This is a genomic window from Rhodococcus sp. NS-SX18, assembly GCF_057367935.1.
Genome location: NZ_CM170633.1, coordinates 1,648,400 through 1,671,535 on the forward strand (window position 1 = coordinate 1,648,400; position 23,136 = coordinate 1,671,535).

Below are 23,136 nucleotides of genomic sequence, written 5' to 3' on the forward strand. Positions count from 1 at the left end.
GTGACGGAAGTCACCGTCACGCAGGGCGACGGTCGGAGGCTGCGGTGCGGAGACGGTCGGTGCGGGTCGGACTGGTGGGCGCCGCAGCGGTGCTCGCCCTGTCGTCGGTCGCGGCGTGCGGCAGCGAGTCCGGCGGGACGGTACTGAGCTTCTACACCGCCGCCGACGGCGCGGAGCAGTATGCGGCCGCGGCGGCGAACTGCACCGCCGCCGCCGGCGGCCGGTACACCATCGAGCAGCGCACCCTGCCCAAGGGTGCCGACGACCAGCGGCTGCAACTCGCGCGGCGGCTCACCGGTGGTGACGACACCCTCGACCTGATGACCCTCGACGTCGTGTGGACGGCCGAGTTCGCCGAGGCGGGCTGGGCGCTGCCGCTGCCCCCGGATGTCGCGGCGGCAGTGTCCGAGGGCACCCTCGCCGGACCGCTGGAATCCGCCACGTGGCAGGGCACCCTCTACGCGGCACCGCTGAACACCAACACCCAGTTGCTGTGGTACCGCAAGGACCTGATGCCCGGCGGTCGGCCACCGCAGACGTGGGACGAGATGATCGACATCGCGAGCGGGCTCGCGGCCGAGGGCCGTCCCAGCTGGATCGGGGTGCAGGCCCGCCAGTACGAGGGCCTGATGGTGTGGTTCAACACCCTGCTCGCCAGCGCCGGCGGATCGGTCGTGGCCGAGGACGGCACCACCGTCACCGTGGCCGACGGTGACGCCGCGGTGACGGCTCTCGACATCATGAAGCGGGTGGCGACCGCGCCCGGTGCGGACCCGTCGCTGAACCAGTCCGACGAGGCCGCTGCGCGTCTCGGTATGGAGAGCGGCAAAGCCGCGTTCCAGGTCAACTGGCCGTTCGTCTACCCCGGCATCATCGAGAACGCCGAGAAGGGCTTCCTGCCCTTCGTCGACGAGAACGGCAACGTGACCGCCGAGAACACCGGCAACACGGTCCTGACGGTGAACGGCGAACAGAATTTTCTGCCCGCCCCGTATCCGTCGGTGATCCCCGGCCGACCGGCCGAGGTCACGATCGGCGGGTTCAACATCGGGGTCGCCCGCACCACCAGGTATCCCGACCTCGCGTTCGAAGCCGTGCAGTGCCTGCGCAACGAGGAGAATCAGCGCAACAACGCCGTCGACGGCGGTGTCCCGCCGACGCTGGCATCGCTGTACGACGACCCGGAGTTCCAGCAGGCGTACCCGATGTGGCGGGAGGTGCGCGAGAGTCTGGAGAATGCGGCGGTGCGCCCGGTTTCACCTGCGTATCAGAGCATTTCGACGCTCATCACCGCGACTCTCAATCCGGTCGACCGGATCGACCCGCCGCGCACGGTCGACGAACTCGCCGAGCAGGTCCGCAAGGCGGTCAATTCGGAAGGGCTGATCCCGTGACCACCACGCCCGCAACCCGACCCGTCCCACCGGCCGAGGGCGACCGGCCCGCACCGTCCGAGCGTGGGAAAGCCGTTCTGTCCGAAGGTAAGAAGGCCGAACGCCGACTCGGCCTGTGGCTCGTCGCGCCCGCGGCGCTGATGATGCTCGCCGTCACCGCCTATCCGGTGGGGTACGCGGTGTGGCTGAGCCTGCAGCGGTACGACCTGCGCTTCCCCGACGAGCGTGAGTTCGTCGGATTCGCCAACTACGTCTCGGTCCTCACCGACACGTTCTGGTGGCAGGCCTTCTTCGTGACCGCCGGCATCACCGTCGTGTCGGTGGCGATCGAATTCGTCCTGGGTCTGGCGCTCGCGCTGATCATGCACCGCACCATCGTCGGCAAGGGCACCGTCCGCACCGTGGTGCTGATCCCGTACGGGATCGTCACCGTCGCCGCCGCCTACAGCTGGTACTACGCCTGGACACCGGGGACCGGCTACCTCGCGAATCTGCTACCCGAGGGCAGCGCCCCGCTGACCGAACAACTTCCGTCACTGGCGATCATCGTGCTCGCCGAGGTGTGGAAGACCACTCCGTTCATGGCCCTGCTGCTCCTCGCCGGCCTGGCGCTCGTCCCGGACGACCTGTTGCGCGCGTCCCAGGTCGACGGCGCCGGAGCGTGGACGCGGCTGACCAAGATCATCGTGCCGCTGATGAAACCGGCGATCCTGGTGGCGCTGCTGTTCCGCACGCTCGACGCCTTCCGCATCTTCGACAACATCTACGTCCTCACGCGCGGGTCGAACGGCACGGGCTCGGTGTCGATCCTCGGATACGACAACCTGTTCAAGGCGTTCAACCTGGGCATCGGCTCGGCGATCAGCGTCCTGATCTTCCTGTGCGTGGCGATCATTGCGTTCGTGTTCATCAAATTGTTCGGGGCCTCGGCGCCCGGCTCCGATGCGGAAGGGAAGCGGTGATGACGACGACCGAAACCCCGCGGCGCAAACTGAGCTGGTCGGCGGTGAACCTGCTGGTGCTGCTGTACGCGCTCGTGCCGGTGCTGTGGATCGCCAGCCTGTCGTTCAAGCCGGCCGGCACGATCAAGGACGGGCGCTTCATACCCCAGGAATGGACTCTGGACAACTACCGTGGCATCTTCCGCACCGACGCCTTCACCAGCGCACTGATCAACTCGATCGGCATCGGACTGATCGCCACGGTGATCGCGGTGGTCATCGGCACCATGTCGGCCTACGCGATCGCCCGCCTCGACTTCCCGGGCAAGAAGATCCTCGTCGGTGTCGCACTGCTGATCGCGATGTTCCCGCAGATCTCGCTCGTGAGCCCGCTGTTCGACATCATCCGCAGGCTCGGACTGTTCGACACCTGGGCGGGTCTGATCATCCCGTACATCACCTTCTCCCTGCCCCTGGCGATCTACACGCTCTCGGCGTTCTTCAAGGAGATCCCGTGGGAGCTGGAGAAGGCCGCCAAGATGGACGGCGCCACGCCCGGGCAGGCCTTCCGGAAGGTGGTGGCGCCGCTGGCGGCGCCGGGCATCGTCACCGCCGCGATCCTGGTGTTCATCTTCTGCTGGAACGACCTGTTGTTCGCGATCTCGCTGACGTCCACCGAGCGGTCCATCACCGCGCCCGCGGCCATCGCGAACTTCACCGGCGCCTCCCAGTTCGAGGAGCCCACCGGCTCGATCGCGGCGGCCGCGGTGGTCATCACCATTCCGATCATCGTGTTCGTGCTGATCTTCCAACGTCGCATCGTGGCCGGCCTGACGTCCGGCGCAGTGAAGGGATGACCCAGATGGCAGAAATCGTGCTGGACAAGGTGACCAAGCTCTACCCCGACGGGGCGCGGGCGGTCAGCGACGTGGACATGACGATCGCCGACGGCGAGTTCATCATCCTGGTCGGCCCCTCGGGCTGCGGAAAGTCGACGACGCTGAACATGATCGCCGGCCTCGAGGACATCTCCTCCGGCGAGCTGCGGATCGGTGGCGAGCGGGTCAACGAGAAGGCCCCGAAGGACCGCGACATCGCGATGGTGTTCCAGTCGTATGCGCTGTACCCGCACATGACCGTCCGGGAGAACATCGCCTTCCCGCTCACTCTGGCCAAGATGCCCAAGGACGAGATCGCACGAAAGGTGGAGGAGGCCGCGAAGATTCTCGACCTGACCAGTCACCTCGACCGCAAGCCGTCGAACCTGTCGGGCGGGCAGCGGCAGCGGGTGGCGATGGGACGGGCGATCGTGCGCAATCCCAAGGCGTTCCTCATGGACGAGCCGCTGTCCAACCTCGACGCCAAGCTGCGGGTGCAGATGCGCACGGAGATCGCCCGGCTGCAGAAGCGCCTGGGCACCACCACCGTGTACGTCACCCACGACCAGACCGAGGCCATGACGCTCGGCGACCGGGTGGTCGTCCTCCGCGGCGGGCTGGTGCAGCAGATCGGTGCCCCCCAGGAGCTCTACGACCGGCCGAAGAACCTGTTCGTGGCCGGGTTCATCGGCTCGCCGTCGATGAACTTCTTCGCCGGCCGGCTCGACGGCGACAGTGTGCGCACCGCGATCGGGGACTTCACGCTGCCTGCCGAGCGATGGGCGGCCGTGCAGAAGCACGATCCCGGGCGTGACGTCGTCGTCGGCGTCCGGCCCGAGCACTTCGAGGACGCCGCGCTCCTGGACCCGGCGCAGCGCGAGCTGGGCACCACCTTCACGGTCGACATCGACGTGCTCGAATCCATGGGATCGGACAAGTACGCGTACTTCACCGTCGAGTCCCCGGACCTGCATTCGAGCGACCTCGACGATCTGGCAGCCGATGTGGGCGTCGCCGATCTCGCCGGCGGGTCGATGGTCGCGCGGCTGCCCGCCGAGTCCGACGTCGCGAAGGGCCGGCCGGTGCAGCTGTGGTTCGATCCGGCGAAGGTTGCCCTGTTCGACCAGGCGACGGGGGAGAACGTCACCCTCTGAGCGAGGAGTGCATAGTAGGCCGGTGGACCTCGACGACATCGCCGACGAGCTGTACGGGCTCGATCCGGGTGAGTTCACCGCGGCCCGCAACGAGTACGTCGCCCGTGCCCGCGGCGCCGGCGACCGAGAGCTCGCGGCGGCGGTCGGCCGGCTGCGCAAACCGACCGTGTCGGCCTGGTTGGTGAACCTCCTCGTCCGCGAGAAGCCCGAGGAGATCACGGCCCTGCTCGGGCTCGGCGACGCCCTGCGCTCCGCGCAGCGTCAGCTCTCCGGGGCCGAGCTGCGGCGGCTGTCCACCCAGCGACGGCGGGTGATCGGCGCGCTCGAGAAGACGGCCTCCCGTCTCGCGGCCGAGCACGGCCGGCGCGCATCCGAGGCCGCCCTGCGCGAGGTGGGCCAGACCCTGCACGCCGCACTCGCCGAGGCCGAGCTCGCCGAGCAGGTGCGCGGCGGCCGGCTCGAGACACCCCTGGACTACAGCGGCTTCGGACCGGTGGGACTGTCGGTCGTTCCGTCCGCGCCGGAACGGAAGGCCGCCGGCGCGGACGACACCGGGGCGCAGGAGGCCGAGCGCACGCGGCGCGCCCTGGAAGCAGCCGTCGCCGAGGCGGAGGCGGCGCGGAACACCGCCGACGAGGCCCGGTCGGTTGCGGACCGTGCACGCGCCGCGGTCGAGGAACTCGACGAGCACGTCGCGCGGTTGCGCGAGGAGCTGGGCCGGGTCGAACACCAGCGCGAGTTCGCGCGACGCACCGCCCGGACGGCCGACGAGGACGCAGCGAAGGCCGAGGAGACGGCGCAGCAGGCGGAGGAGGCGGTGCGCGCACTGCAGGAACAGAGTTGAGCGGACGGTGACCGGGGCGGAGGACATCCGGTTTCCCGTCCCGTCCCGTTCCGGACCGGGAGCTCAGCCCCGGCGAACCGCGTCGGCCTGCTCGTTCGGGGTGTGCTCCGCGGCGAGACCGGACACCGTGCTCCATTCGGCGGCCAGAGCCGTGGCCTCGACCTCGTCCTCCTCGCGATCGCTCAGAGCGCGCGGGGCCGGCCGTCCGCCGACGAGAACGAGCAGTGCGGCCGCGGCCGCGGCCCCGACGCCCAGCCCGAATGCCGCGACGAATGCGCTCTCGCGGACGACGCCCGTGCCGGGAACGGTCAGCGTGGCCAGCAGCGTCGTCACCACCGCACTGCTCAGTGAACTGCCCACCGTGCGAGCGATGGAGTTGATGCTGTTCGCGACGCCGGTCTGATCGGGACGGACCTCGGCGACGAGCAGCGCCGGCAACGCGGCATAGGCGAGGCTGACGAAGGTGGTCACGAGGATTCCGGAGACGATCAGCTGCCAGCTCCGGTCGTGCACGACCGCCACCAGGGCGAAGCCGGCGATCCCGAGAATGCACGCCCCGATCAGCACCCATCGGGCGTCGAACCGGTGGATGAGCCGGCCCGCGAGTGCCGCGGCAACCACCCCGACGAGCGCGCCGGGCAGCATGTACACCGCCGTCGCCTCGAGCACGGTGGCGCCGAACCCGTATCCGGCGACGGCGGGCGGCGTCTGCACGAAATACGCCGTCGCGAGGAAGCTGACGAACATGGCCATGCCGACGAGGAACGCGGCGCCGTGCACCACGAACACCGGCCGATCGGTGAGCATCCGCGGCGGCACGAGCGGCTCGTCGACGTGCCGTTCGAAGAGCAGCCACGCCGCGAGCACGGCCAGTCCGAGTGCGGCGCTCCCGAGGGTGGGCGCCGACGCCCATCCCCACGTCCCGCCCTCGGACAGGGCCAGCAGCACCAGCGCCAGCCCGACGGCCAGCAGGGCCGCACCGAGCCAGTCGATCCGTCCGTCCGCGGACCGCGGACGTCGCGGCACGACCAGGAACGCGCTCAGCAACGCGACGGCGTTGAACGCCGCCACCAGCCAGAACACGCGACGATAGTCGCCGCCCGAGACCATCAGGCCGGTGAGCACCATGCCGATCGCTCCACCGACCCCGAGCGTCCCGGAGAACAGGCCCATCGCCCCGATCAACCGCTTCGGCGGCAGTTCGGCCCGCAGCACGGCGATGCCGACGGGGAACAGCGCGAACGACACGCCCTGCAGGACCCGGCCGATCAGCAGGAGCGCGAACGAGTCCGCGGCGGCGCACAACAGCGAACCGACGAACACCACGACGAGGACCGTGAGCAGAACCGGGCGTTTGCCGCGCAGATCGGCCAGCCGGCCCAGCAGGGGAGTGGTGACGGCGGCCGCGAGCAGGTTCGCCGTCAGGACCCAGCCCGCGGCGGTCGTGCTCACCCCCAGCTGTTCGCGAATGGTGCCGACGATCGGTACGACGGACGTCTGCATCACGGCGATGGTGGTGACGATGAAGCACAGCACCGGAACCAGCAGCCGCGCACCTCTCGGATCGGACATCGGCTCTCCTCGACGCTGCAACATGAAACTAAATTCAACTAAACATCTACCGGACGCGCGGTTGCCCCGTCCAGGCGCAGGCGCCGACGAGGCCGTGTCGGTCCGCCGTGGCAGGGTGTCCACGTGACGCCGCGCACCCTCACCGCCCGCGCTCTCGGCCGCGCCACCCTCGCCCGTCAGCATCTGATGCATCGTGCCGACCTCCCGGTGCTCGACGCGGTCGAGCACCTGCTGGGCCTGCAGGCGCAGGCCCCGACACCGCCCTACTTCGCGCTGTGGGCGCGGTTGCGGCGGTTCCGGCCCGCGGCTCTCGCCGACCTCATAGAAGGAAGGCACGTGGTGCGCACCGTACTCATGCGCGGCACGGTCTTCGCAGTCTCGGCCGCCGACGCTGCGGCGCTGCGGGACTGGGTCCAGCCGCTGCTGGACCGGGACCTGACCACCAACACCCAGTACGCAGCCGATCTGGCCGGGGTGGACCTGCGTGAACTCGCCGCGGCGGGTCGCGACCTGCTCGGCGACGGCCCCCGCAGCCTGCAGGAGCTGCGCCCGTTGCTCGCGGAGCGATTCCCCGGCCGCGATCCGGCCGCGCTCGCCTACGGGCTGCGGAACCTGCTCCCGCTGGTGCAGGTGCCGCCGCGGGGATTGTGGGGGCGTTCCGGGCAGCCGCGACTCACACCGCTCGGGGAGTGGACCGGTCACGGACCGGCCCGGCCGGACCCGGCCGTCGTCCTCCGGCGATACCTCGGCGCGTTCGGGCCCGCGAGCGTGCGCGACGCCCAGGCCTGGTCGGGGTTGACGCGGCTCGGGGAGGTGTTCGAACGGCTGCGCCCGTCGCTTGAGGTGTTCCGGGACGAGAACGGCGTCGAGCTGTTCGACCTGCCCGACGCCCCGCGCCCGGATCCGGCGGCACCGGCGCCGGTGCGGATCCTCGCGCCGTACGACAACGTCCTGCTCTCACACGCCGACCGGACCCGGATCGTCTCCGACGAGCACCGTCGCCGGATCGTGACGCAGAACGGCATCGTGCGCTCGGCCGTCCTCGTCGACGGGACGGTCGCCGGAACCGCGAAGCTGGCCGTCGCGAAGGACTCGGCCGTACTCGAGGTGACCCCGTGGCGGCGTCTGACGGCCCCGCAGCGCTCGGCGGTCGAGGCGGAGGGACTGCGGCTGGCGCGGTTCGGCGCCGCGACCGCCCCCACACACGAGGTGCGATTCCCCGCGGGGTAGCGGAGAGGCGTGGCGGCAGCCGTGCGTGGGGGCGGCCGTGCATGGGTACTACTGCGCGGACCGAGCTACGTGCAGGAGAAGCAGATGAGCAATCAGACCGAGACGTCCGTCGACCTCGTCGACGCCGTCCGCGAACAGAGCCGCGAGTACACCGGCGGGGAGGACATCCCCCTCCGGGGCTACACGAAGGTCCTCGCCGGCTACAGCACGCTGGTCACCGTCGCGGTGATCGCCGCGGTGGTCACCGGGCGCCGACTGCCGGAGCGGCTGAGCGGGCAGGACCTCGTCGTGCTCGCCCTCGGCACGCACAAGCTGTCGCGCACGGTGACGAAGGACGCGGTGACCAGCCCGATTCGCGCACCCTTCACGCGATACAAGGGGCAGGGCGGCCCGGCCGAGGTGACGGAGGAGGTTCGCGGGCCGAACAACAGTCTCCGGCACAGCCTGGGCGAGTTGCTGAGCTGCCCCTTCTGCTTCGACATGTGGGTCGCGACGTTCTTCACCATCGGAATGGTCTTCGCGCCGCGTCCGACCCGGCTCGTCGCCGGGCTGTTCGCCGCCCTGGCCGGCGCAGACTTCCTCCAGTTCGCCTACGCGAAGGCGCAGCAGAGCGTTCAGTGAGGCCGCCGTCCGAGGGCGGGCAGGATCGACGCGCCGGTTCGGAATCCGCCCATGTCACGGCGGGGCGGATTCCGAAGTCGCGGGCGAATCGACCGGGCGCATCCTCACCCGGGATCCGTCAGGCGATGTCCGGCTCCGGTTCGGGCTCCGAGTTTTCGGGGCGCAGCAGATCGTGCTCCTCCACCGCCTCGAGCGACAGCGTGCGGTAGCCGTACTCGTCGAACAGCACGGTGATCCGGTCCGGCTCGGCGCTCATCACCTCGCCGGGGCCCCACTGCGCATGCACCACGCGGGTGTGCAGCGGAATCGGCTCGTGAAGACTGTGTTTCGGCGGCTCCGCCCGGTGCTCGGGGATTCCTTCGCGGCAGCAGTCACAGTGGCCGCACGGATCGGGCAGCGACTCACCGAAGTACCCGAGCAGGAACTGCCTGCGGCAGCCACGGGTTTCGGCGTACCCACGCATCATCTCCACGCGCGAGCGGTCCATCCGTTCACCGACTGCGGCCACCTCGGCCGCGCGGCGGACGGCGATCTCCACCTCGACGGTGCGTGCGGTGAGTCCTTTGCGTCCCGAGGAGACCACACCCGCGCGTTCGAGCAGGTTGATCGCATTGGTGAGCGTTCGGCCCTTGGTATCCAGTTCGGCGCGAAGGTCTTTCAGTCGCTTCGGTGACTTCGCGCGCGCCAGTGCGGTGAACGCCCGGCCGAGCAGTTCCTCGTCGGGGCGGTGGGTGGTGAAGAACTTCGCGAGCGACAGGTCCTCGGGCCGGTAGAACAGCAACGCCTTGGCCGCGAGCCCGTCGCGGCCGGCGCGGCCGATCTGCTGATAGTAGCTGTCCACGGAATCCGGCGCGGAGGCGTGTGCGACGAACCGCACGTCGGGCTTGTCGATGCCCATGCCGAACGCGGATGTCGCCACCACCACGTCGAGCTCGTCGTCGAGGAATCCGTGGTGCACCCGCTCGCGCGTGGCCGCCGGCAGGCCGGCGTGGTACGCGGCCGCCCGCAGCCCCCGTTCGGTCAGTTCGGCCGCATAGAACTCGGCGTCCTTGCGGGTCGCGGTGTACACCAGTCCGGGTGTCGCGAGTCCGGCGACGGTCTCGATCACCGCCCGGCGCTTGTCGGCGTCGGTGGTGTACCGCTCGACGGCCAGGTCGATGTTGGGCCGGTCGAAGCCGCTGGCGATGACCACCGGGTCCCGCAGGCGCAGCTCCTCGACGATCTCCTGTCGCACCGGCGGCGACGCGGTGGCCGTGAGCGCCACCACGGGGGGCCGGCCGAGGCGGTCGAGCGCATCGGCCAGGCGCAGGTAGTCGGGCCGGAAGTCGTGACCCCACGCGGACACGCAGTGCGCCTCGTCGACCACCACGAGGGAGACACGCGCGGCGGCGAGGCGGGCGACCACCTCGTCGTTGGCGAGCTGTTCCGGTGCCAGGAAGATGTACTCCACGGTGCGCTCACGGATCGTCTCCCAGGCGGCTGCGGTCTTCGAAGCCCGCTGCCGGGAATTGATCGCGACCGCGTCCGGCGCCGAGGTGGCGTCGAGCCCCGCGATCTGATCGTTCTGCAGCGCGATGAGCGGGGAGATCACCAAGGTGGTGCCCTCGATCAGCAGCGCCGGAACCTGGTAGATCGCCGACTTGCCCGATCCGGTGGCCATCACGGCGAGCACGTCCCGGCCCTGCACCAGCGGTTCCATCGCGTCGAGCTGGCCGGGACGCAGCTCCTCCCAGCCGAACACGCGGCGCGCGGCCGCACTCAGCTCGGTCCGGACGTCCCGGGTGGTGTCCGCTGCGTCCTGCACGGTCGCCGTCAAGCGCACTCTCCTGTCGTGGGCCCGGTCCTGCCGACCAGGGTACGGAGCGCGGGGGTTCCCCCGCGCGGACCGGCGCCGGCACGTTGCTCGACCGGCCCGGGCGCCCGCGTGTGCGGCGGACGTCCTCGGTGGCTGCCGGGGGCATACCTCCGGCGCCGCGGGGTCAAACCGGCCGGCTTGCGCTCACCGGGGGGCGCGCCGCTTCAGCCGCTCGACGATCTCCTCGTTCCACACGTGCCGCCGCACGAGCCGGTAACGTTCGCCGGCCAGCCACAGGTACGCCTCGGCGTCGGTCCGGGTGCGCAGCATCCCCGCCGCCCGCACCATGTCGACCACGGGCACGAACTCCTCGTCGAACCAGCGCTGCGCCACCACGTCGCGGGTGAGGAACTCGCCCTGCTCCTGCATGAGCCGGAAACCCCACGCCTCGATGCACTCGGCCAGCTCGGCGTAGTCCCACGGGTCCCGGACGGTCACCGCGTCACGCCGGTCGCCCGTGAGCGGCACCCGGCTCAGGAACATCCGGTAGTGGTCCTTCCGCATCAGGTCCGAGTGCTGGGTCACCCCCTCGGGCGAGATCCGGGTGACGATCTCGGTCACGTAGGCGTCGATGGTCGCGTCCCCGCGGGCGTAGGCGATGGAGACGCGGTGGTGTCCGTCCACCACGAAGTGCATCGACCCGACCCGGTACACCGTGATCGGCGGCACCGCCTCGCCCCGCCGACGAGCCGTGGCCAGCTTCTCCCACCGTTGACGCAGCCGGGCCGACGTGGGCCGGAACCGCCGGTCGAAATCCTCGGTGCGGTCCACGCTGCCGACGATCGAGGCCACGTCGATGCTCTGCAGCCCCAGACGCCGTTCCCCGACCCGGCCCAGCGCCCGCACCACGGCGTCGAACGGCAGCACGGTGTTGACGTCCCCGGGTTCGCGGCGCAACCAGGCGATCAGCCGCGCGTACTCGGCGCGCCGGCGCTGCCGGGAGAAGTCGTCGCCGGCATCGGCGCCGGGGAAGCCGGTGTCTCGCACCATGACACGACGGTACCGGCGGACGGGCTCCCGGTTGCCCGGATCGGTGCGGGACGCACCGGCGGCATCGGCCCCGCACCGGGTCTACATTGCAGGGGTGATCGACGCCGTGCTGCCCGCCGTCCGTGCCCATCTCAGCGCCCGCTTCGGGGGCGCCGAGCCGGAGACGGCGTCCGTGACGTTCCTCGGACTCGAACCCATCGAGGTGCTGCGGTTCCGCGTGGAGCAGCCGGACCTGGTGCGGTTCGCGACCCTGGGATGTTCGCGGCATCCGATGGGCGACCCCACCGCGACGGTCGCCGACCCGAACCGGGGGCCGCGCGCCGAACTGATCCTGAGCGTGCGCGGCCTCACCGGCGCTCTGCCGGGGCTGGTCCGCACGCTCGCGACGCTCGCGGCCCTGCCCGCGGTGGAGGGTGTCGTCCTCACCGACGACGCCCTGCTCGACCTGGGCGAGCCGTTGTGGGAGGGGGCACCGTTCACCGCGGTGATGCTCGAGCCGAGCGACGTCCCCGAACTGGTCCTGCCCGAGCCCGCCGACCCGGTGCGGTTCTTCGAGGTGATCCCGTTGACGGGCACCGAGGCCGCGTGGAAGCGGCTGCGCGGCGGCGACGCGCTGCGCGAGGCGTGGTCGGAGGCCGGCATCGACGTGCGGGACCCGAACCGCGCCCCAGCCCGCATGTGACGGGCCCGGTCAGCGCGGGACGACGACCCCGATCGGGCCGCCGGCCAGGCAGACATCGAGGTCCGGCGACGCCGAGCGGGCCTGCAGCCCGGTGCCTGCGCCCGGCACCCGTGCGTAGGCCGTGCCCAGTCCCTCGGTGACCGGCACCCGCACCCGCGGGCCGGCGGGAAACCCCACCTCGATCTCGCCGTCGGCGGAGGCGCGGTAGTTCAGCTGCACCGTCCACTCCCCGCCCACGAGCGCCGTGTCGGCGGGCAGCACGGTCGTCGTCGAGTCGGTGAGCAGATGCCCGCAGTCGGGCACCGGGCCGGGCAGCACGTGCCGCACCGGGACGAGTTCCGCCGGCACCAGCCGGCCCCGGTCGTCGAGCACCTGCAGTTCGGTGGTGACGGCGCCGATCTCGGCGCGTCCCGGCAGCGACGAGAACACCCGGCTCAGGAGATTGTGGGGGTGGGTGACCGGCAGGAGCACCCACACCGACACGGGATGGTCGAGGATCGGCACGTCGGGGCGTGTGGTGAGTGCGGACTTCGCGGCGGCCAGATAGGCGCCGGTGGGGTTGTCGGACCAGGTGCGGGCGAAGGTCGCCGTGGACCACAGGCAGCTCGCCGTGAAGGCCACCGCGCACCCGGCGGCGACGATCCGTCGCGTGGGTGAGGGCCGGGGGTCGTCGCGTGGGCGGGTGCGCAGGACCAGGGCCGCTCCGATCGCGACGACCACGGCGGTGTCGGTGTGGTAGCGCAGGGTCTGGGCCAGTTCGTACGTCGTGTCCGGGCCGAAGCGGGTGCTGATCATCGCGGCCGTCGAGGCCGCCACGTAGGCGGCCGTTGCCGCCCACACCCAGCCCGTGCGCCGGCTGCGCCGCAGCGACCACACCAGGACGGCGAGCACCGCGGCCCAGGCCACCACGACCAGCCCGGTCGGCGGATCCGCCCACGGCGGGCCCGGATTCCAGCGGTCCCATCGCCAGGGTCCGCCCAGCAGCGCCGGCAGCACCCCGAACGAGACACCGTGGTGCGTCAGCCCCCGGACCATGTCGGCCGTCGGCGCCCCGAACCGGGACTCGACGAGGGACAGGTACGCCGCCGCCCACGCTGCGAGGACCAGTGACGAGCCGAGCCACAGCGGCGCCGCGCGTCTCGCCGCGGTGCGCACCGCCCGGGGGTGGCCGTCGAGCCCGTACATCAGCGCGACGGTCGCGAAGGCCACCGCCGGAACCAGCACCGACTTCTCGAAGAACAGCAGAGCGACGCCGGTGACCGCCGTCCCGCTCAGCGCGTAGCGGAGCCGGCCGGTGCGCGCCGCACGGATCGCGTCGCCGGCCACCCACGCCATACCCGCCTGCAACGGCAGCGAGTTCAGGCCCGCCGCCCACCACGCGAACGCCGGCAGCGTCAGGGGGGTGAACAGGTAGAACAGCAGCGGGCCGAGCAGTGCCGGCCGCGGCCCGAGCAGCAACCACAGCACGCGCAGCACGGCCAGCGACGCCAACGCCTGGCCGGCCACCAGCGTCGCGGCCGCCGGCCACCACTGCAGCGGCGCGAAACTCGTGACCACGTCGGCCACCAGGAACGCACCCGGCATGAGATGACCGTCGTGGTCGTAGCCGAGCAACTCGAACGACAGCAGCGGGTGCAGGCCCGCCCGTCCGGCCAGAATCAGGTCGTCCCAGTAGAACTGCCCACCGAACGCGAGCACTGAGCGCACCGTCAGCTGCAGGACGATCAGGACGAGGGCCGCCGCGAGCACCCACGTCCCGCGAGGGTGCCCTGCGGAAGCGGCCGGCGCCAGGCGCTCCCGCGCCGCGGTGATCAGAGCCATTTGTTGCGGCGGAAGGTGACGAACAGGCCGACGGTGATCACCACGATCGCCCCGACGACCACGAAGTAGCCGTGCTCCCAGTGCAGTTCGGGCATGTTGTCGAAGTTCATCCCGTAGATCCCGGCGATCATGGTGGGCACGGCCGCGATCGCCACCCACGCCGAGATCCGGCGCATGTCGGTGTTCTGCTGCACCGTCACCTTGGCGATCGCGGCATCGACGAGAGTGCTCAACGTCTCGTCGTAGTCCGCGATGCGCTCGGCCACCTTGGTGTGATGATCGGCGACGTCGCGGAAGTAGCGCCGCACCTCCTTGGGTACCGGGTTGCCGGGGCCGCGGGTCAGCTGGCGCAGCGGCGATGCGAGCGGGAGTACCGCCCTCCGCAGCTCGACGATCTCCCGCTTGAGCAGATAGATCTGCTCCACCGCGATGCGGGTGTCGGGCGTGAACACCAGTTCTTCGAGGTCGTCGATGTCCGGCTGCACGGCGTCGACCACGGCGAGGTACGAGTCCACGACATGGTCGGCAACGGCGTGCAGCACCGACGACGGACCGAGCGCGAGGCGTTCCGGGCCGTCCTCGAGCCGATGCCGCACGTCCGCCAGCCCCGAGTGCTCGCCGTGGCGGACGCTGACGACGAAGTCCCGGCCACAGAAGAGCATGATCTCGCCGGTCTCGACGATCTCCTTGGTCGTGGTCACCGATTCGTGTTCGACGTAGTTCACGGTGCGCAGCACGAGGAACGTCACGTCGTCGTAGCGTTCGAGCTTGGGTCGCTGATGCGCGTGCACGGCGTCCTCGACCGTCAGTTCGTGCAGCCCGAACGTGCGGCCCACGCTCGTCATCTGCTGTTCGTCGGGCTCGTGCAGGCCGAGCCACACGAAGCCGGCGCCTCGTCGGCGCACCTCCTCGAGCGCCGCGTCGTGGGCGTAGCGGCCGGGCAGCCGGACCCCGTCGACGTAGACGGCGCAGTCCACCACGGCCCGCTCCGCGGGGACGCGCAGGGTGGACGCCGGGGCACCGGTCCGGCGCGACGGGTGCGAGGGCAGGTTCGACATCGGTTCCCTTCCGCGCAGCACGCTCCGGCCCGTCCGGGCGGTCGCAGCGTCATGCTAACCCGCCCCGGGCCGCCCGCCGGGGCCGCACGACGGGACCTGACACACTGGTGGGGTGCGTATCGACCTGCATGCCCACTCGCTGGCTTCCGACGGGACCGACTCCCCGGCGGGACTCGTCCGTGCCGCGGCCGAGGCCGGGCTCGACGCGGTCGCCCTGACCGACCACGACACGACCGCCGGCTGGGACGCGGCGGCCGACGCGCTGCCTGCGGGGCTGCGGCTGATCCGCGGCATGGAGATGTCGTGCACCGGGCGCGGTGAGGACGGACGGCCCGTCGCGGTGCATCTGCTCGCCTACCTGTTCGACCCGCGGAACGAGGCGTTCGCGGTCGAGCGGGAGCGCCTGCGCGGGGAGCGGGTGGCCCGTATCCGGACGATGGCGGAGCGGATGGCCGACGACGGTCTGCCCGTCGATCCCGAACAGATCGTCACCGCCGCCGGCCCGGTGGCGGGGCGGCCGCACCTGGCGCGCGCCCTGGTGGAGGCGGGGGTCGTGCCGAGCATCGAGGCCGCGTTCGCGGACCTGCTGTCGTCGCGGGGCCGCTACTACGTCACCAAGGCGGACACTCCGCTCTCGGAAGCCGTGCGCATGGTCGCCGACGCCGGCGGTGTCACCGTCGTCGCGCATGCCCGTGCTCGATCCCGCGGCCGGTTGCTCGCACTCGACCACATCGAGGAACTCGCGGAACTGGGTCTCGGTGGCCTCGAGGCGGACCATCCGGACCACGATCCTGCCGACGCGCAGCTCATGCGGGACCTGGCGGCGAAGCTCGATCTGTTCGTCACGGGGTCGTCCGACTACCACGGCGGCAACAAGGCCGTCCCGCTCGGCCGGTACACGACGGACCCCGAGGCGTTCGAGGCGCTGACGGCGCGGGCCACCGGGATCGAGGTGCTCGAGGGATGAGCACCTGGGGCCGCCCGGCGCGCCGCGACGACCGCGCCGCCGGACACGACGACTACTACGACGATCCCGCCTACCGCTCCGGCCGCGACCCCTACGAGACACCCCCGGCGACAACGTCCCGCGGTGGGACGCCGAGACGGGACGGGTTCGTCGTGCGGGGATTGCGGGCGCTGTCGGGGGTGGTGTGCGGCGCGGTGATCGTCCTGACGGTGGTGGTCTGGGTGGCGCAGTACCTCGGGGACAAGCGGGACTTCCCGGGACCGGGCTCGGCGTCGCTGTCCGCGCACGTCGTCGCGGCGATCGTCGTGACGGCCGCGCAGCTGTTCGCGGACCGTCGGCACGGTCTCGCCGCCGCCGCGGCCGCGGGTGTGGTCTATCTCACGGGTGCGGTCCTGATGTTCACCCAGTGGTGGGGCTGACGTTCGGACCCCGTCCGTTACCGGTTGGTAACCGGTCGAGATCTCGGGCTTTTGCCTCGGAACGACCCCGATCCTCGGGTCGACATTGCGGCTCGGCTGTCCAAACTCACAGGTGAGCGGCGAAAATCGTGAGACATTCGCAAGAAATACCGATTTGATTGTTGGCTTGTGAAGGTGGCAAACTTTTCCCCAATCCGGCGTCGGTGCCACCGCCCCGAAGCCGGACGAAGATGGCAGACCCTGTAGAGGGCTCGTCGCCAGGGCTCACCCGCCTCGGCGCCATCACGCTCCGGAAGTCGTACAGCGTTGTACAGCGGTAACCGTGATCGCGCCCGGAAGCTTCACCGAAATGTCCTTGGCGAAGCACTGCGCCTGAAGTCTGTCGCGCAGCTACTTCGCAGTAACCGGAACCCGAGTGGTTCCGGCTCGAGCAGGAGTGTCATCGTGTCAATCGTGTCTGATGCACCTACCCCCCAGAAGGTCGAGTTGACCGACGAGGAGATCTTCGGCAGCCACGTCGACGGCAAGCTGTCCGTCGAGCTCACGGCACCGCTGGAGACGCAGCGGGACCTGTCGATCGCCTATACCCCCGGCGTCGCGCAGGTCTCCCGCGCGATCGCGGCCGACGAGACGCTCGCCGACCGCTACACCTGGACCAACCGCCTGGTCGTGGTCGTCTCCGACGGCTCGGCCGTCCTCGGCCTCGGTGACATCGGCCCGCGCGCGTCGCTGCCGGTGATGGAGGGCAAGTCCGCGCTGTTCAAGAAGTTCGCCGGCCTGAACTCGATCCCGCTGGTCCTCGACACCAAGGACCCCGACGAGATCGTCGAGACGCTGATCCGGCTGCGGCCGAGCTTCGGTGCGGTCAACCTCGAGGACATCTCCGCCCCGCGCTGCTTCGAGATCGAGAAGCGCGTGATCGAGGCGCTGGACTGCCCGGTCATGCACGACGACCAGCACGGCACCGCGATCGTCGCGCTCGCCGCGCTCAAGGGCGCGGCCAAGGTGCAGGGCCGGGAGCTGAGCGGCCTGCGCATCGTCATCTCCGGTGCCGGTGCCGCCGGCGTCGCGGTGGCCAACATCCTGCTCGCCGCCGGTGCGGCGGATGTGACCGTGCTGGACTCGAAGGGCATCGTCTCGGCCGATCGCACCGACCTGAACGAGGTCAAGATCGATCTGGCCGCGCGGACCAACCCCGCCGGCCGGCACGGTGGGCTGATCGAGGCCCTGAGCGGCGCGGACGTGTTCATCGGCGTCTCGGCCGGCACGGTGCCCGAGGAGATCGTGGCGGAGATGGCCGAGGGCGCGATCGTGTTCGCGCTGTCGAACCCGGACCCGGAGATCCACCCGACGATCGCCGCCAAGCACGCCGCGATCGTGGCGACCGGGCGCAGCGACTTCCCGAACCAGATCAACAACGTGCTGGCCTTCCCCGGTGTGTTCAAGGGCGCGCTCGATGCCGGTGCCCGGCGCATCACCGAGGGCATGAAGCTCGCCGCCGCCGAGGCCATCCTCTCGGTCGTCGGTGACGAGTTGGCCGTGGACAAGATCGTCCCGAGCCCTCTCGATCCGCGGGTGGCGCCCGCCGTCGCCGAGGCCGTCGCGGCCGCGGCACGGGCCGAGGGCGTCACCGACTGACGCGATCGACCGCACGCCCCGTCCGGAGCCCGCACCCAGGTTCCGGCCGGGGCGTTCGGCGTTCCGGGGATGCGCGAGGATGGGCAACGTGTGGAACGTGAGGAGCCGGGGACGGCGCGGCGGGGGATTCGGACGGACGGTGGCCGGGCTGACGGTCGCCGTCGCGGTGCTGACCGGGTGCGGCCCGTCGGTTCTCGACGAGTCGGCGGACACCGCCACGGTGGTCGTCGGAGCCGGGGACGGCGTGGCGAGCGAGCTGCTGGCCCGCATCTACGCCGGTGCCCTGGCCGGGAGCGGAACCCGTACCGAACTGCGGACCGGGCTCGGTGATCGTGCCGGGTACCTGGCGGCGCTGGACGCGGCCGAGGTGACCCTCGTGCCGGACTACACCGGCCGGTTGCTGAGGTACTTCGCTCCGGCTGCCCCGGACACGGACGCCGAGGACGTGTTCGAGGCCCTGGCCCGTTCCCTGCCCGAGGACCTGGCGATCACGGATTATGCTGCCGCCCAGGATCGTTCGATGCTGGTCGTGTCCGACGCCACGGCGGAACGGCTCGGCACCACCGAGCTGACCGGAATCCTCGGCCGGTGCGGCGAGCTGACCGTGACGGTGACCGCCGGGTTCGAGACGAACGACGGCCTGGGGGACATGGCCGAAAGAGGTTGCGTCCCAGGTCGCGTCGAAGAAGGCGACGGCGATGTGGCGCTGCGCGCGGTCACGCAGGAGGGGAGCGCGGCCGCGCTGACCACCACCTCGGTCGTCGCGCGCGACGCACCAGGAGTCGCGCTCGAGGACGCACCGGACCGCGCGCCCGGAACCGGGCCGGAGGACGGAACCGTCACGGAGCCACCGGTGTTCACTGCCCAGAACGTCGTCCCCGTATTCCGCAAACACGCGCTGGGGGAACGTCAGCTCGAAGCCCTGAGCCTCGTCGCGGGGGAGCTCACCACCGCCGACCTGGCCGAGATGCTCGGCCGGATCGACGGCGGCGAGGACTCAGCGGCCGTCGCGCAGGCGTGGCTCACCGAGCACGTGTGAACGCAGGTAGCCGCCGAGCTGCGCCACTGCGTCGGCGGCCTCGCCCACCAGCGCGGCCTGCAGATGGGCCACGTGCCACAGGTCGCGCTGCTCGGTGACCGTCACCTCCACCCCCGCGTCGCGGAGCTCGCGGGCGAACTCGCTGACCTGCGGGTACAGCATCTCGCCGGTGCCGACGTGGATCAGCGTCGGCGGCAGCCCGTTCAGGTCCCCCCGCAGGGGCGCGTAGCCGGGGTCGGCGGCGTCGTGGCCGCCGAGATACGCGCGGGCCGAGGCCGAGATCCAGGCGGCGTTGAGGACCGTGTCCCGGTCGAACGGGAAGTCGCGCGAGCCGGGGTCGGCCCAGGGGGCGACGAGGCCCAGGGCGGCGGGCCGGACCCCGTGCCGGTCGATCAGCCGTCGCGCCGTCGCGACCGCCAGCCCGCCCCCGGCCGAATCCCCGGCGATCGGGGCGGTTCCCGGGGTCACGCCGTGCTCGGTCACCAGCTCGAGGTACGCACCGACCGCGTCGTCCAGGGCGGCGGGGTAGGGGTGCTCGGGAGCCAGCCGGTAGTCGAGCACGTAGACCGCCGAACCCGAGGCCGCGGCCAGGTGCGCGGCCAGGGACCGGTGCGTGGCGGGTGAACCCACCGTGTACGCGCCGCCGTGCAGGTACAGCACCGCGGTGGGACGTTCGGTGGCGCCGACGGTGACGCGCTCGGCCGGCCTCCCCGCGAGTGTGACCTGCCGGACCACCGTGCCCTCGGGCAGGGTCTGGATCGGCGCGACCAGCTCGAGCAGCCGTCGCTGGACGGAGTACGGCAGCCGGGCGTTGAGAGCGAGCCGGTACGCCGGACGCAACGCGGCCCGCACGACGGGCAGGGGGAGCTGTGGCATGACCGCGACCCTAGCCCCTGGGCACGAAGCGGCCACTGACGAATGCGACGACACGCTGGTAGGACGGACCCACCGCGCGCACCCAGGCGTCCAGGAACTTCGCGTCGGCGCCCACGAGTATCCGGGGCCGGCCCTTGCGCACCCCCTCGACGATGGTGCGGGCCGCGTCCTCCGGGCTGGTGCGTGCCAGCTTGCGGTCGAAGAACTGGGCGAAGGACTCCTGGTCGTCGCCGTCCGGGACGGCTGCATTGCGGGCGATCGCGGTCTTGATGCCGCCGGGGTGGACGCAGCTGACCTTGACGGGGTGCCCGGCGATCAGCATCTCCTGGCGCAGGGACTCGGTGAAGCCGCGGACGGCGAACTTCGCGGAGTTGTAGGCGCTCTGACCGGGGATGGACAGCAACCCGAACAGGCTCGAGACGTTGACGACGTGGCCGTCGCCGGACGCGACGACGTGGGGCAGGAACGCCTTGGTGCCGTTGACCACGCCCCAGAAGTCGACGTCCATGATTCGCTCGATGTCCTTGAACTCCGAGCGCTCGAACTCCCCGTGGTAGGCGATGCCGGCGTTGTTGTAGATCTGGTTGACCTGGCCGAAGTGGGCGGCGACGGCCTCGGCGTAGTCGAGCACCGCCTCGCGCTGCGTGACGTCGAGGTGGTCGGCCTTGACCTCGGCGCCGAGGTCACGGGCCCGGCGCGCGGTTTCCTCCAGCCCGACGGTGTCGACGTCGGACAGGGCCAGCCGGGCGCCGCGCCGGGCGAGCTCGAGCGCCAGAGCGCGGCCGATGCCCGATCCGGCACCGGTGATGACGGCTACCTTTCCTGCGAACTCGCTCACTGTGCTGCCACCTTCCGGGCGTCGGTCTCTTCGGTGTCGCGAACGGCCGACGGCGTCGGCGCCGGGACCGGGGGGAGGTCTGCCGCAGCGACGCTGCGGTAGGCATCCAGATCGAAATGCTTGGTGATGCGGCGGAACTCGAATGTGAAGCTCGGCCACAGGGTGGTGTTGTTGCCGTGCTTGTCGAGGTACCAGCTCGCGCAGCCGCCGTTGTTCCACACGCTGCGCTTCAGGGCGGCCTGCAGGTTGCGGTTGTAGTCGTCCTGCACCTCGGGACGCACCTCGACGGTGCCGATCCGATGGCGGTCGATGGTCTCGATCGCGTCCACGACGTAGTTGAGCTGGGATTCGATCATGTACACCATCGAGGTGTGGCCCAGGCCGGTGTTCGGTCCCACGAGGAAGAACAGGTTGGGGAAGCCGGCGACGGCGGCACCCTTGTATCCCTGCATCCCGGTGGCGTCGAAGACGTCGGCGAGGCTGCGGCCGTCCTTGCCGAAGACGCCGGCGAAGGTGGGCGAGTCGGTGACGTGGAAGCCGGTCGCGACGACGATGGCGTCGACCTGCCGGGTGGTGCCGTCGCGGGTGACGATGCCGTCCGCCGTGACCTCCGCGATGCCGTCGGTGACCAGGTCGACGTTCGGCCGGGCCAGCGCGGGGTAGTAGTTGTTCGAGATGAGCATGCGCTTGCAGCCGATCTGGAAGTCCGGGGTGACCTTGCGGCGCAGTTCCGGATCGGCGATCTGGCGGCGGATGTGCGTGCGGGCGGCGAGCTCGAGCGGCTTCATGAACGCCGGTGCCTTGGCGAGACCGACGACCTGTGTCTCGCGGGTGAGGTACTGCAGGGCGCGGGACAGGCGCTGGAATCCGGGCACGTGGCGGAACGCGAGCCGCTCGACGGGCGTGTACTCGCGGTCGGCGCGCGGCAGCACCCACGGTGCGGTGCGCTGGTAGACGTCGAGGTGGGCGACCTTGCCGGCAATCGCGGGCACGATCTGGATCGAGGACGCGCCGGTGCCGATCACGGCGACGCGCTTGCCGCTCAGGTCCGCGTCGTGGTTCCACCGGGCGGAGTGGAAGATCTCGCCCCGGAACCGGTCGATGCCCTCGATGTCGGGCAGCGCCGGTTCGCACAGCGCGCCGACGGCGGAGACGACGATCCGGGCATCGAACGCGCCCTTGGTGGTCCGCACGTCCCAGCGGTGGGTGGTGTCGTTCCAGCGGACGGTCTGCACGTCGCAGCCGAAGACGGTGCGGCGGCGCACGTCGTACTTGTCGGCGATCGAAGCGATGTAGGCCTGGATCTCGGGCTGGGGGGAGAAGGACCGCGTCCAGCCCGGGTTCAGGGCGAACGAGTAGGAGTACAGATTGGACGGAACGTCGCACGCCGCGCCCGGGTACGTGTTGTCGCGCCAGGTGCCGCCGACCTCCGATCCGCGTTCGAGGACCACGAAATCCTTGCCGGCCTGCGTCAGCCGGACGGCGGCGCCGAGTCCGGCGAACCCGCTGCCGATGATCAGCGTGTCGACCTGACGCGGGTGCGCATCGGTGGCGATGGTGTCTGTAACCGGAAGACTCATGTAAATGAGCGTAGGGCCATATTGAGTGGCGGTCAATAGCTGTTGACTGCGATTCAACAAGAATGTTTGCATGGCACCTGTGAAGGGCAACATCGTCAAGCGCACCAGGCTCAGTCCTGCCGAGCGCCGGGCCCAGCTCGTCGACCTCGGCGTGCAACTGCTCGCCGAACGGCCGCTCGAGCAGATCTCTGTGGAGGAGATCGCCGATCAGGCCGGGGTGTCGCGCGGGCTGCTGTTCCACTACTTCGCGTCCAAGCACGACTTCCACGTCGAACTCGTCCGGCACACCAGCCGCGACATGCTCGAGCGCACCGCACCCGACGACAGCCTCGAACCGATGGACATGCTGCGGGGCACGATCGTCGCGTACGTCGACTACGTCACCGACCACCGCGACACCTACCTGTCGATGCTGCGCGGCACCGCGAGCGGGGATCCGGACATGCGGCAGGTGTTCGAGGACACCCGCACCGCAATGGTCGAACGCACCGTCGCGCACCTGCCCCGCATCGGCATCGACGCAGGCCCCGCCGTCGCCCTGGCCGTGCGCGGCTGGATCGCGTTCGTCGAGGACACCACGATCGCCTGGCTGCGGGATCCGCAGCTCAGCCGCGAGGAGTTCGTGGACCTCGCCGTCGCGGCCCTGCCGGCGCTCGCCCTGGCTGCCGGCGGGCCGGATGTCACATTCGGTCGATCGAATCGACCGGATGTCACATTCGGTCATGTCGCTGGGACGTAG

General features: G+C 70.8%; 21 protein-coding genes. 13 read left to right on the plus strand and 8 right to left on the minus strand.

Annotated elements, in window-relative coordinates; translation table 11 throughout:
• The first annotated feature begins 59 nt into the window (after positions 1–59).
• Genes AC2IPW_RS07770 through AC2IPW_RS07790 form a run of 5 tightly spaced genes read left to right on the plus strand, consistent with a single transcriptional unit; the run spans position 60 to position 5,211 of the window.
• The gene (locus AC2IPW_RS07770; protein ID WP_328517616.1) at positions 60–1,394 is read left to right on the plus strand and encodes an ABC transporter substrate-binding protein; all 1,335 of its coding nucleotides are present in this window, start codon (positions 60–62) and stop codon (positions 1,392–1,394) included.
• Positions 1,391–2,356 carry a carbohydrate ABC transporter permease gene (locus tag AC2IPW_RS07775; RefSeq protein ID WP_416063095.1) on the plus strand — a complete coding sequence of 322 codons (966 nt, stop codon included), beginning with the start codon at positions 1,391–1,393 and terminating at the stop codon, positions 2,354–2,356. The genes AC2IPW_RS07770 and AC2IPW_RS07775 overlap by 4 nt, the downstream gene beginning before the upstream one ends.
• Positions 2,356–3,192 (plus strand): carbohydrate ABC transporter permease, encoded by an 837-nt coding sequence (locus tag AC2IPW_RS07780; protein ID WP_003936102.1) that lies wholly within the window; start codon positions 2,356–2,358, stop codon positions 3,190–3,192. Before AC2IPW_RS07775 ends, AC2IPW_RS07780 begins: the two co-directional genes overlap by 1 nt.
• Positions 3,193–3,197: 5 nt before the next feature.
• Complete coding sequence (locus AC2IPW_RS07785) at positions 3,198–4,367, plus strand: ABC transporter ATP-binding protein (RefSeq protein ID WP_486376610.1); 1,170 nt, start codon at positions 3,198–3,200, stop codon at positions 4,365–4,367.
• A 22-nt stretch (positions 4,368–4,389) separates the two neighbouring features.
• A complete protein-coding gene (locus AC2IPW_RS07790; RefSeq protein ID WP_450119829.1) occupies positions 4,390–5,211 on the plus strand; it encodes a hypothetical protein in 822 nt (273 codons plus the stop codon).
• A gap of 63 nt (positions 5,212–5,274) precedes the next feature.
• Here the strand turns inward: AC2IPW_RS07790 and AC2IPW_RS07795 are convergent, their stop codons facing one another.
• Positions 5,275–6,783, minus strand: a complete 1,509-nt coding sequence (locus AC2IPW_RS07795; RefSeq protein ID WP_486376611.1) for an MFS transporter — start codon at positions 6,781–6,783, stop codon at positions 5,275–5,277.
• 123 nt (positions 6,784–6,906) lie between these two features.
• Between AC2IPW_RS07795 and AC2IPW_RS07800 the strand changes: the two genes are divergently transcribed.
• A complete protein-coding gene (locus tag AC2IPW_RS07800; RefSeq protein WP_486376612.1) occupies positions 6,907–8,013 on the plus strand; it encodes a winged helix DNA-binding domain-containing protein in 1,107 nt (368 codons plus the stop codon).
• Positions 8,014–8,097: 84 nt separating this feature from the next.
• Entirely contained in the window at positions 8,098–8,634 is a 537-nt protein-coding gene (locus AC2IPW_RS07805; protein WP_416063100.1) for a DUF1360 domain-containing protein, read from the plus strand.
• Positions 8,635–8,752: 118 nt separating this feature from the next.
• Here the strand turns inward: AC2IPW_RS07805 and AC2IPW_RS07810 are convergent, their stop codons facing one another.
• Both AC2IPW_RS07810 and AC2IPW_RS07815 read right to left on the minus strand, forming a co-directional pair.
• A complete protein-coding gene (locus AC2IPW_RS07810; RefSeq protein ID WP_486376613.1) occupies positions 8,753–10,450 on the minus strand; it encodes a RecQ family ATP-dependent DNA helicase in 1,698 nt (565 codons plus the stop codon).
• Between the two features lie 183 nt (positions 10,451–10,633).
• Positions 10,634–11,479, minus strand: a complete 846-nt coding sequence (locus AC2IPW_RS07815; protein ID WP_003936109.1) for a ParB N-terminal domain-containing protein — start codon at positions 11,477–11,479, stop codon at positions 10,634–10,636.
• Positions 11,480–11,573: 94 nt separating this feature from the next.
• Here AC2IPW_RS07815 and AC2IPW_RS07820 point away from each other — a divergent pair, with 94 nt between their 5' ends.
• Complete coding sequence (locus AC2IPW_RS07820; protein WP_289379954.1) at positions 11,574–12,161, plus strand: suppressor of fused domain protein; 588 nt, start codon at positions 11,574–11,576, stop codon at positions 12,159–12,161.
• A 9-nt stretch (positions 12,162–12,170) separates the two neighbouring features.
• Here the strand turns inward: AC2IPW_RS07820 and AC2IPW_RS07825 are convergent, their stop codons facing one another.
• Entirely contained in the window at positions 12,171–13,982 is a 1,812-nt protein-coding gene (locus tag AC2IPW_RS07825; protein ID WP_486376614.1) for a hypothetical protein, read from the minus strand.
• Positions 13,973–15,040 carry a magnesium and cobalt transport protein CorA gene (locus AC2IPW_RS07830; protein WP_486376615.1) on the minus strand — a complete coding sequence of 356 codons (1,068 nt, stop codon included), beginning with the start codon at positions 15,038–15,040 and terminating at the stop codon, positions 13,973–13,975. Before AC2IPW_RS07830 ends, AC2IPW_RS07825 begins: the two co-directional genes overlap by 10 nt.
• 112 nt (positions 15,041–15,152) lie before the next feature.
• Here AC2IPW_RS07830 and AC2IPW_RS07835 point away from each other — a divergent pair, with 112 nt between their 5' ends.
• The 4 genes from AC2IPW_RS07835 (at position 15,153) to AC2IPW_RS07850 (ending at position 19,103) form a co-directional block, all read left to right on the plus strand.
• Positions 15,153–16,007, plus strand: coding sequence for a PHP domain-containing protein (locus tag AC2IPW_RS07835; RefSeq protein WP_486376616.1), 855 nt, complete (start codon positions 15,153–15,155; stop codon positions 16,005–16,007).
• A complete protein-coding gene (locus AC2IPW_RS07840) occupies positions 16,004–16,426 on the plus strand; it encodes a hypothetical protein (protein WP_486376617.1) in 423 nt (140 codons plus the stop codon). The genes AC2IPW_RS07835 and AC2IPW_RS07840 overlap by 4 nt, the downstream gene beginning before the upstream one ends.
• 444 nt (positions 16,427–16,870) lie before the next feature.
• Entirely contained in the window at positions 16,871–18,064 is a 1,194-nt protein-coding gene (locus AC2IPW_RS07845; RefSeq protein ID WP_289379965.1) for an NAD(P)-dependent malic enzyme, read from the plus strand.
• Positions 18,065–18,143: 79 nt separating this feature from the next.
• Complete coding sequence (locus tag AC2IPW_RS07850; RefSeq protein WP_371384276.1) at positions 18,144–19,103, plus strand: glycine betaine ABC transporter substrate-binding protein; 960 nt, start codon at positions 18,144–18,146, stop codon at positions 19,101–19,103.
• Here AC2IPW_RS07850 and AC2IPW_RS07855 read toward each other — a convergent pair.
• Genes AC2IPW_RS07855 through AC2IPW_RS07865 form a run of 3 tightly spaced genes read right to left on the minus strand, consistent with a single transcriptional unit; the run spans position 19,062 to position 22,397 of the window.
• On the minus strand, positions 19,062–19,979 hold the full coding sequence (locus AC2IPW_RS07855) for an alpha/beta hydrolase (protein WP_486376618.1): 918 nt from the start codon (positions 19,977–19,979) through the stop codon (positions 19,062–19,064). The two genes, AC2IPW_RS07850 and AC2IPW_RS07855, sit on opposite strands and share 42 nt — an antisense overlap.
• Positions 19,980–19,989: 10 nt before the next feature.
• Positions 19,990–20,817 (minus strand): SDR family NAD(P)-dependent oxidoreductase, encoded by an 828-nt coding sequence (locus tag AC2IPW_RS07860; RefSeq protein ID WP_289379971.1) that lies wholly within the window; start codon positions 20,815–20,817, stop codon positions 19,990–19,992.
• Entirely contained in the window at positions 20,814–22,397 is a 1,584-nt protein-coding gene (locus tag AC2IPW_RS07865) for a flavin-containing monooxygenase (RefSeq protein ID WP_416063105.1), read from the minus strand. The genes AC2IPW_RS07860 and AC2IPW_RS07865 overlap by 4 nt, the downstream gene beginning before the upstream one ends.
• A gap of 70 nt (positions 22,398–22,467) precedes the next feature.
• Here AC2IPW_RS07865 and AC2IPW_RS07870 point away from each other — a divergent pair, with 70 nt between their 5' ends.
• A complete protein-coding gene (locus AC2IPW_RS07870; RefSeq protein ID WP_486376619.1) occupies positions 22,468–23,136 on the plus strand; it encodes a TetR/AcrR family transcriptional regulator in 669 nt (222 codons plus the stop codon).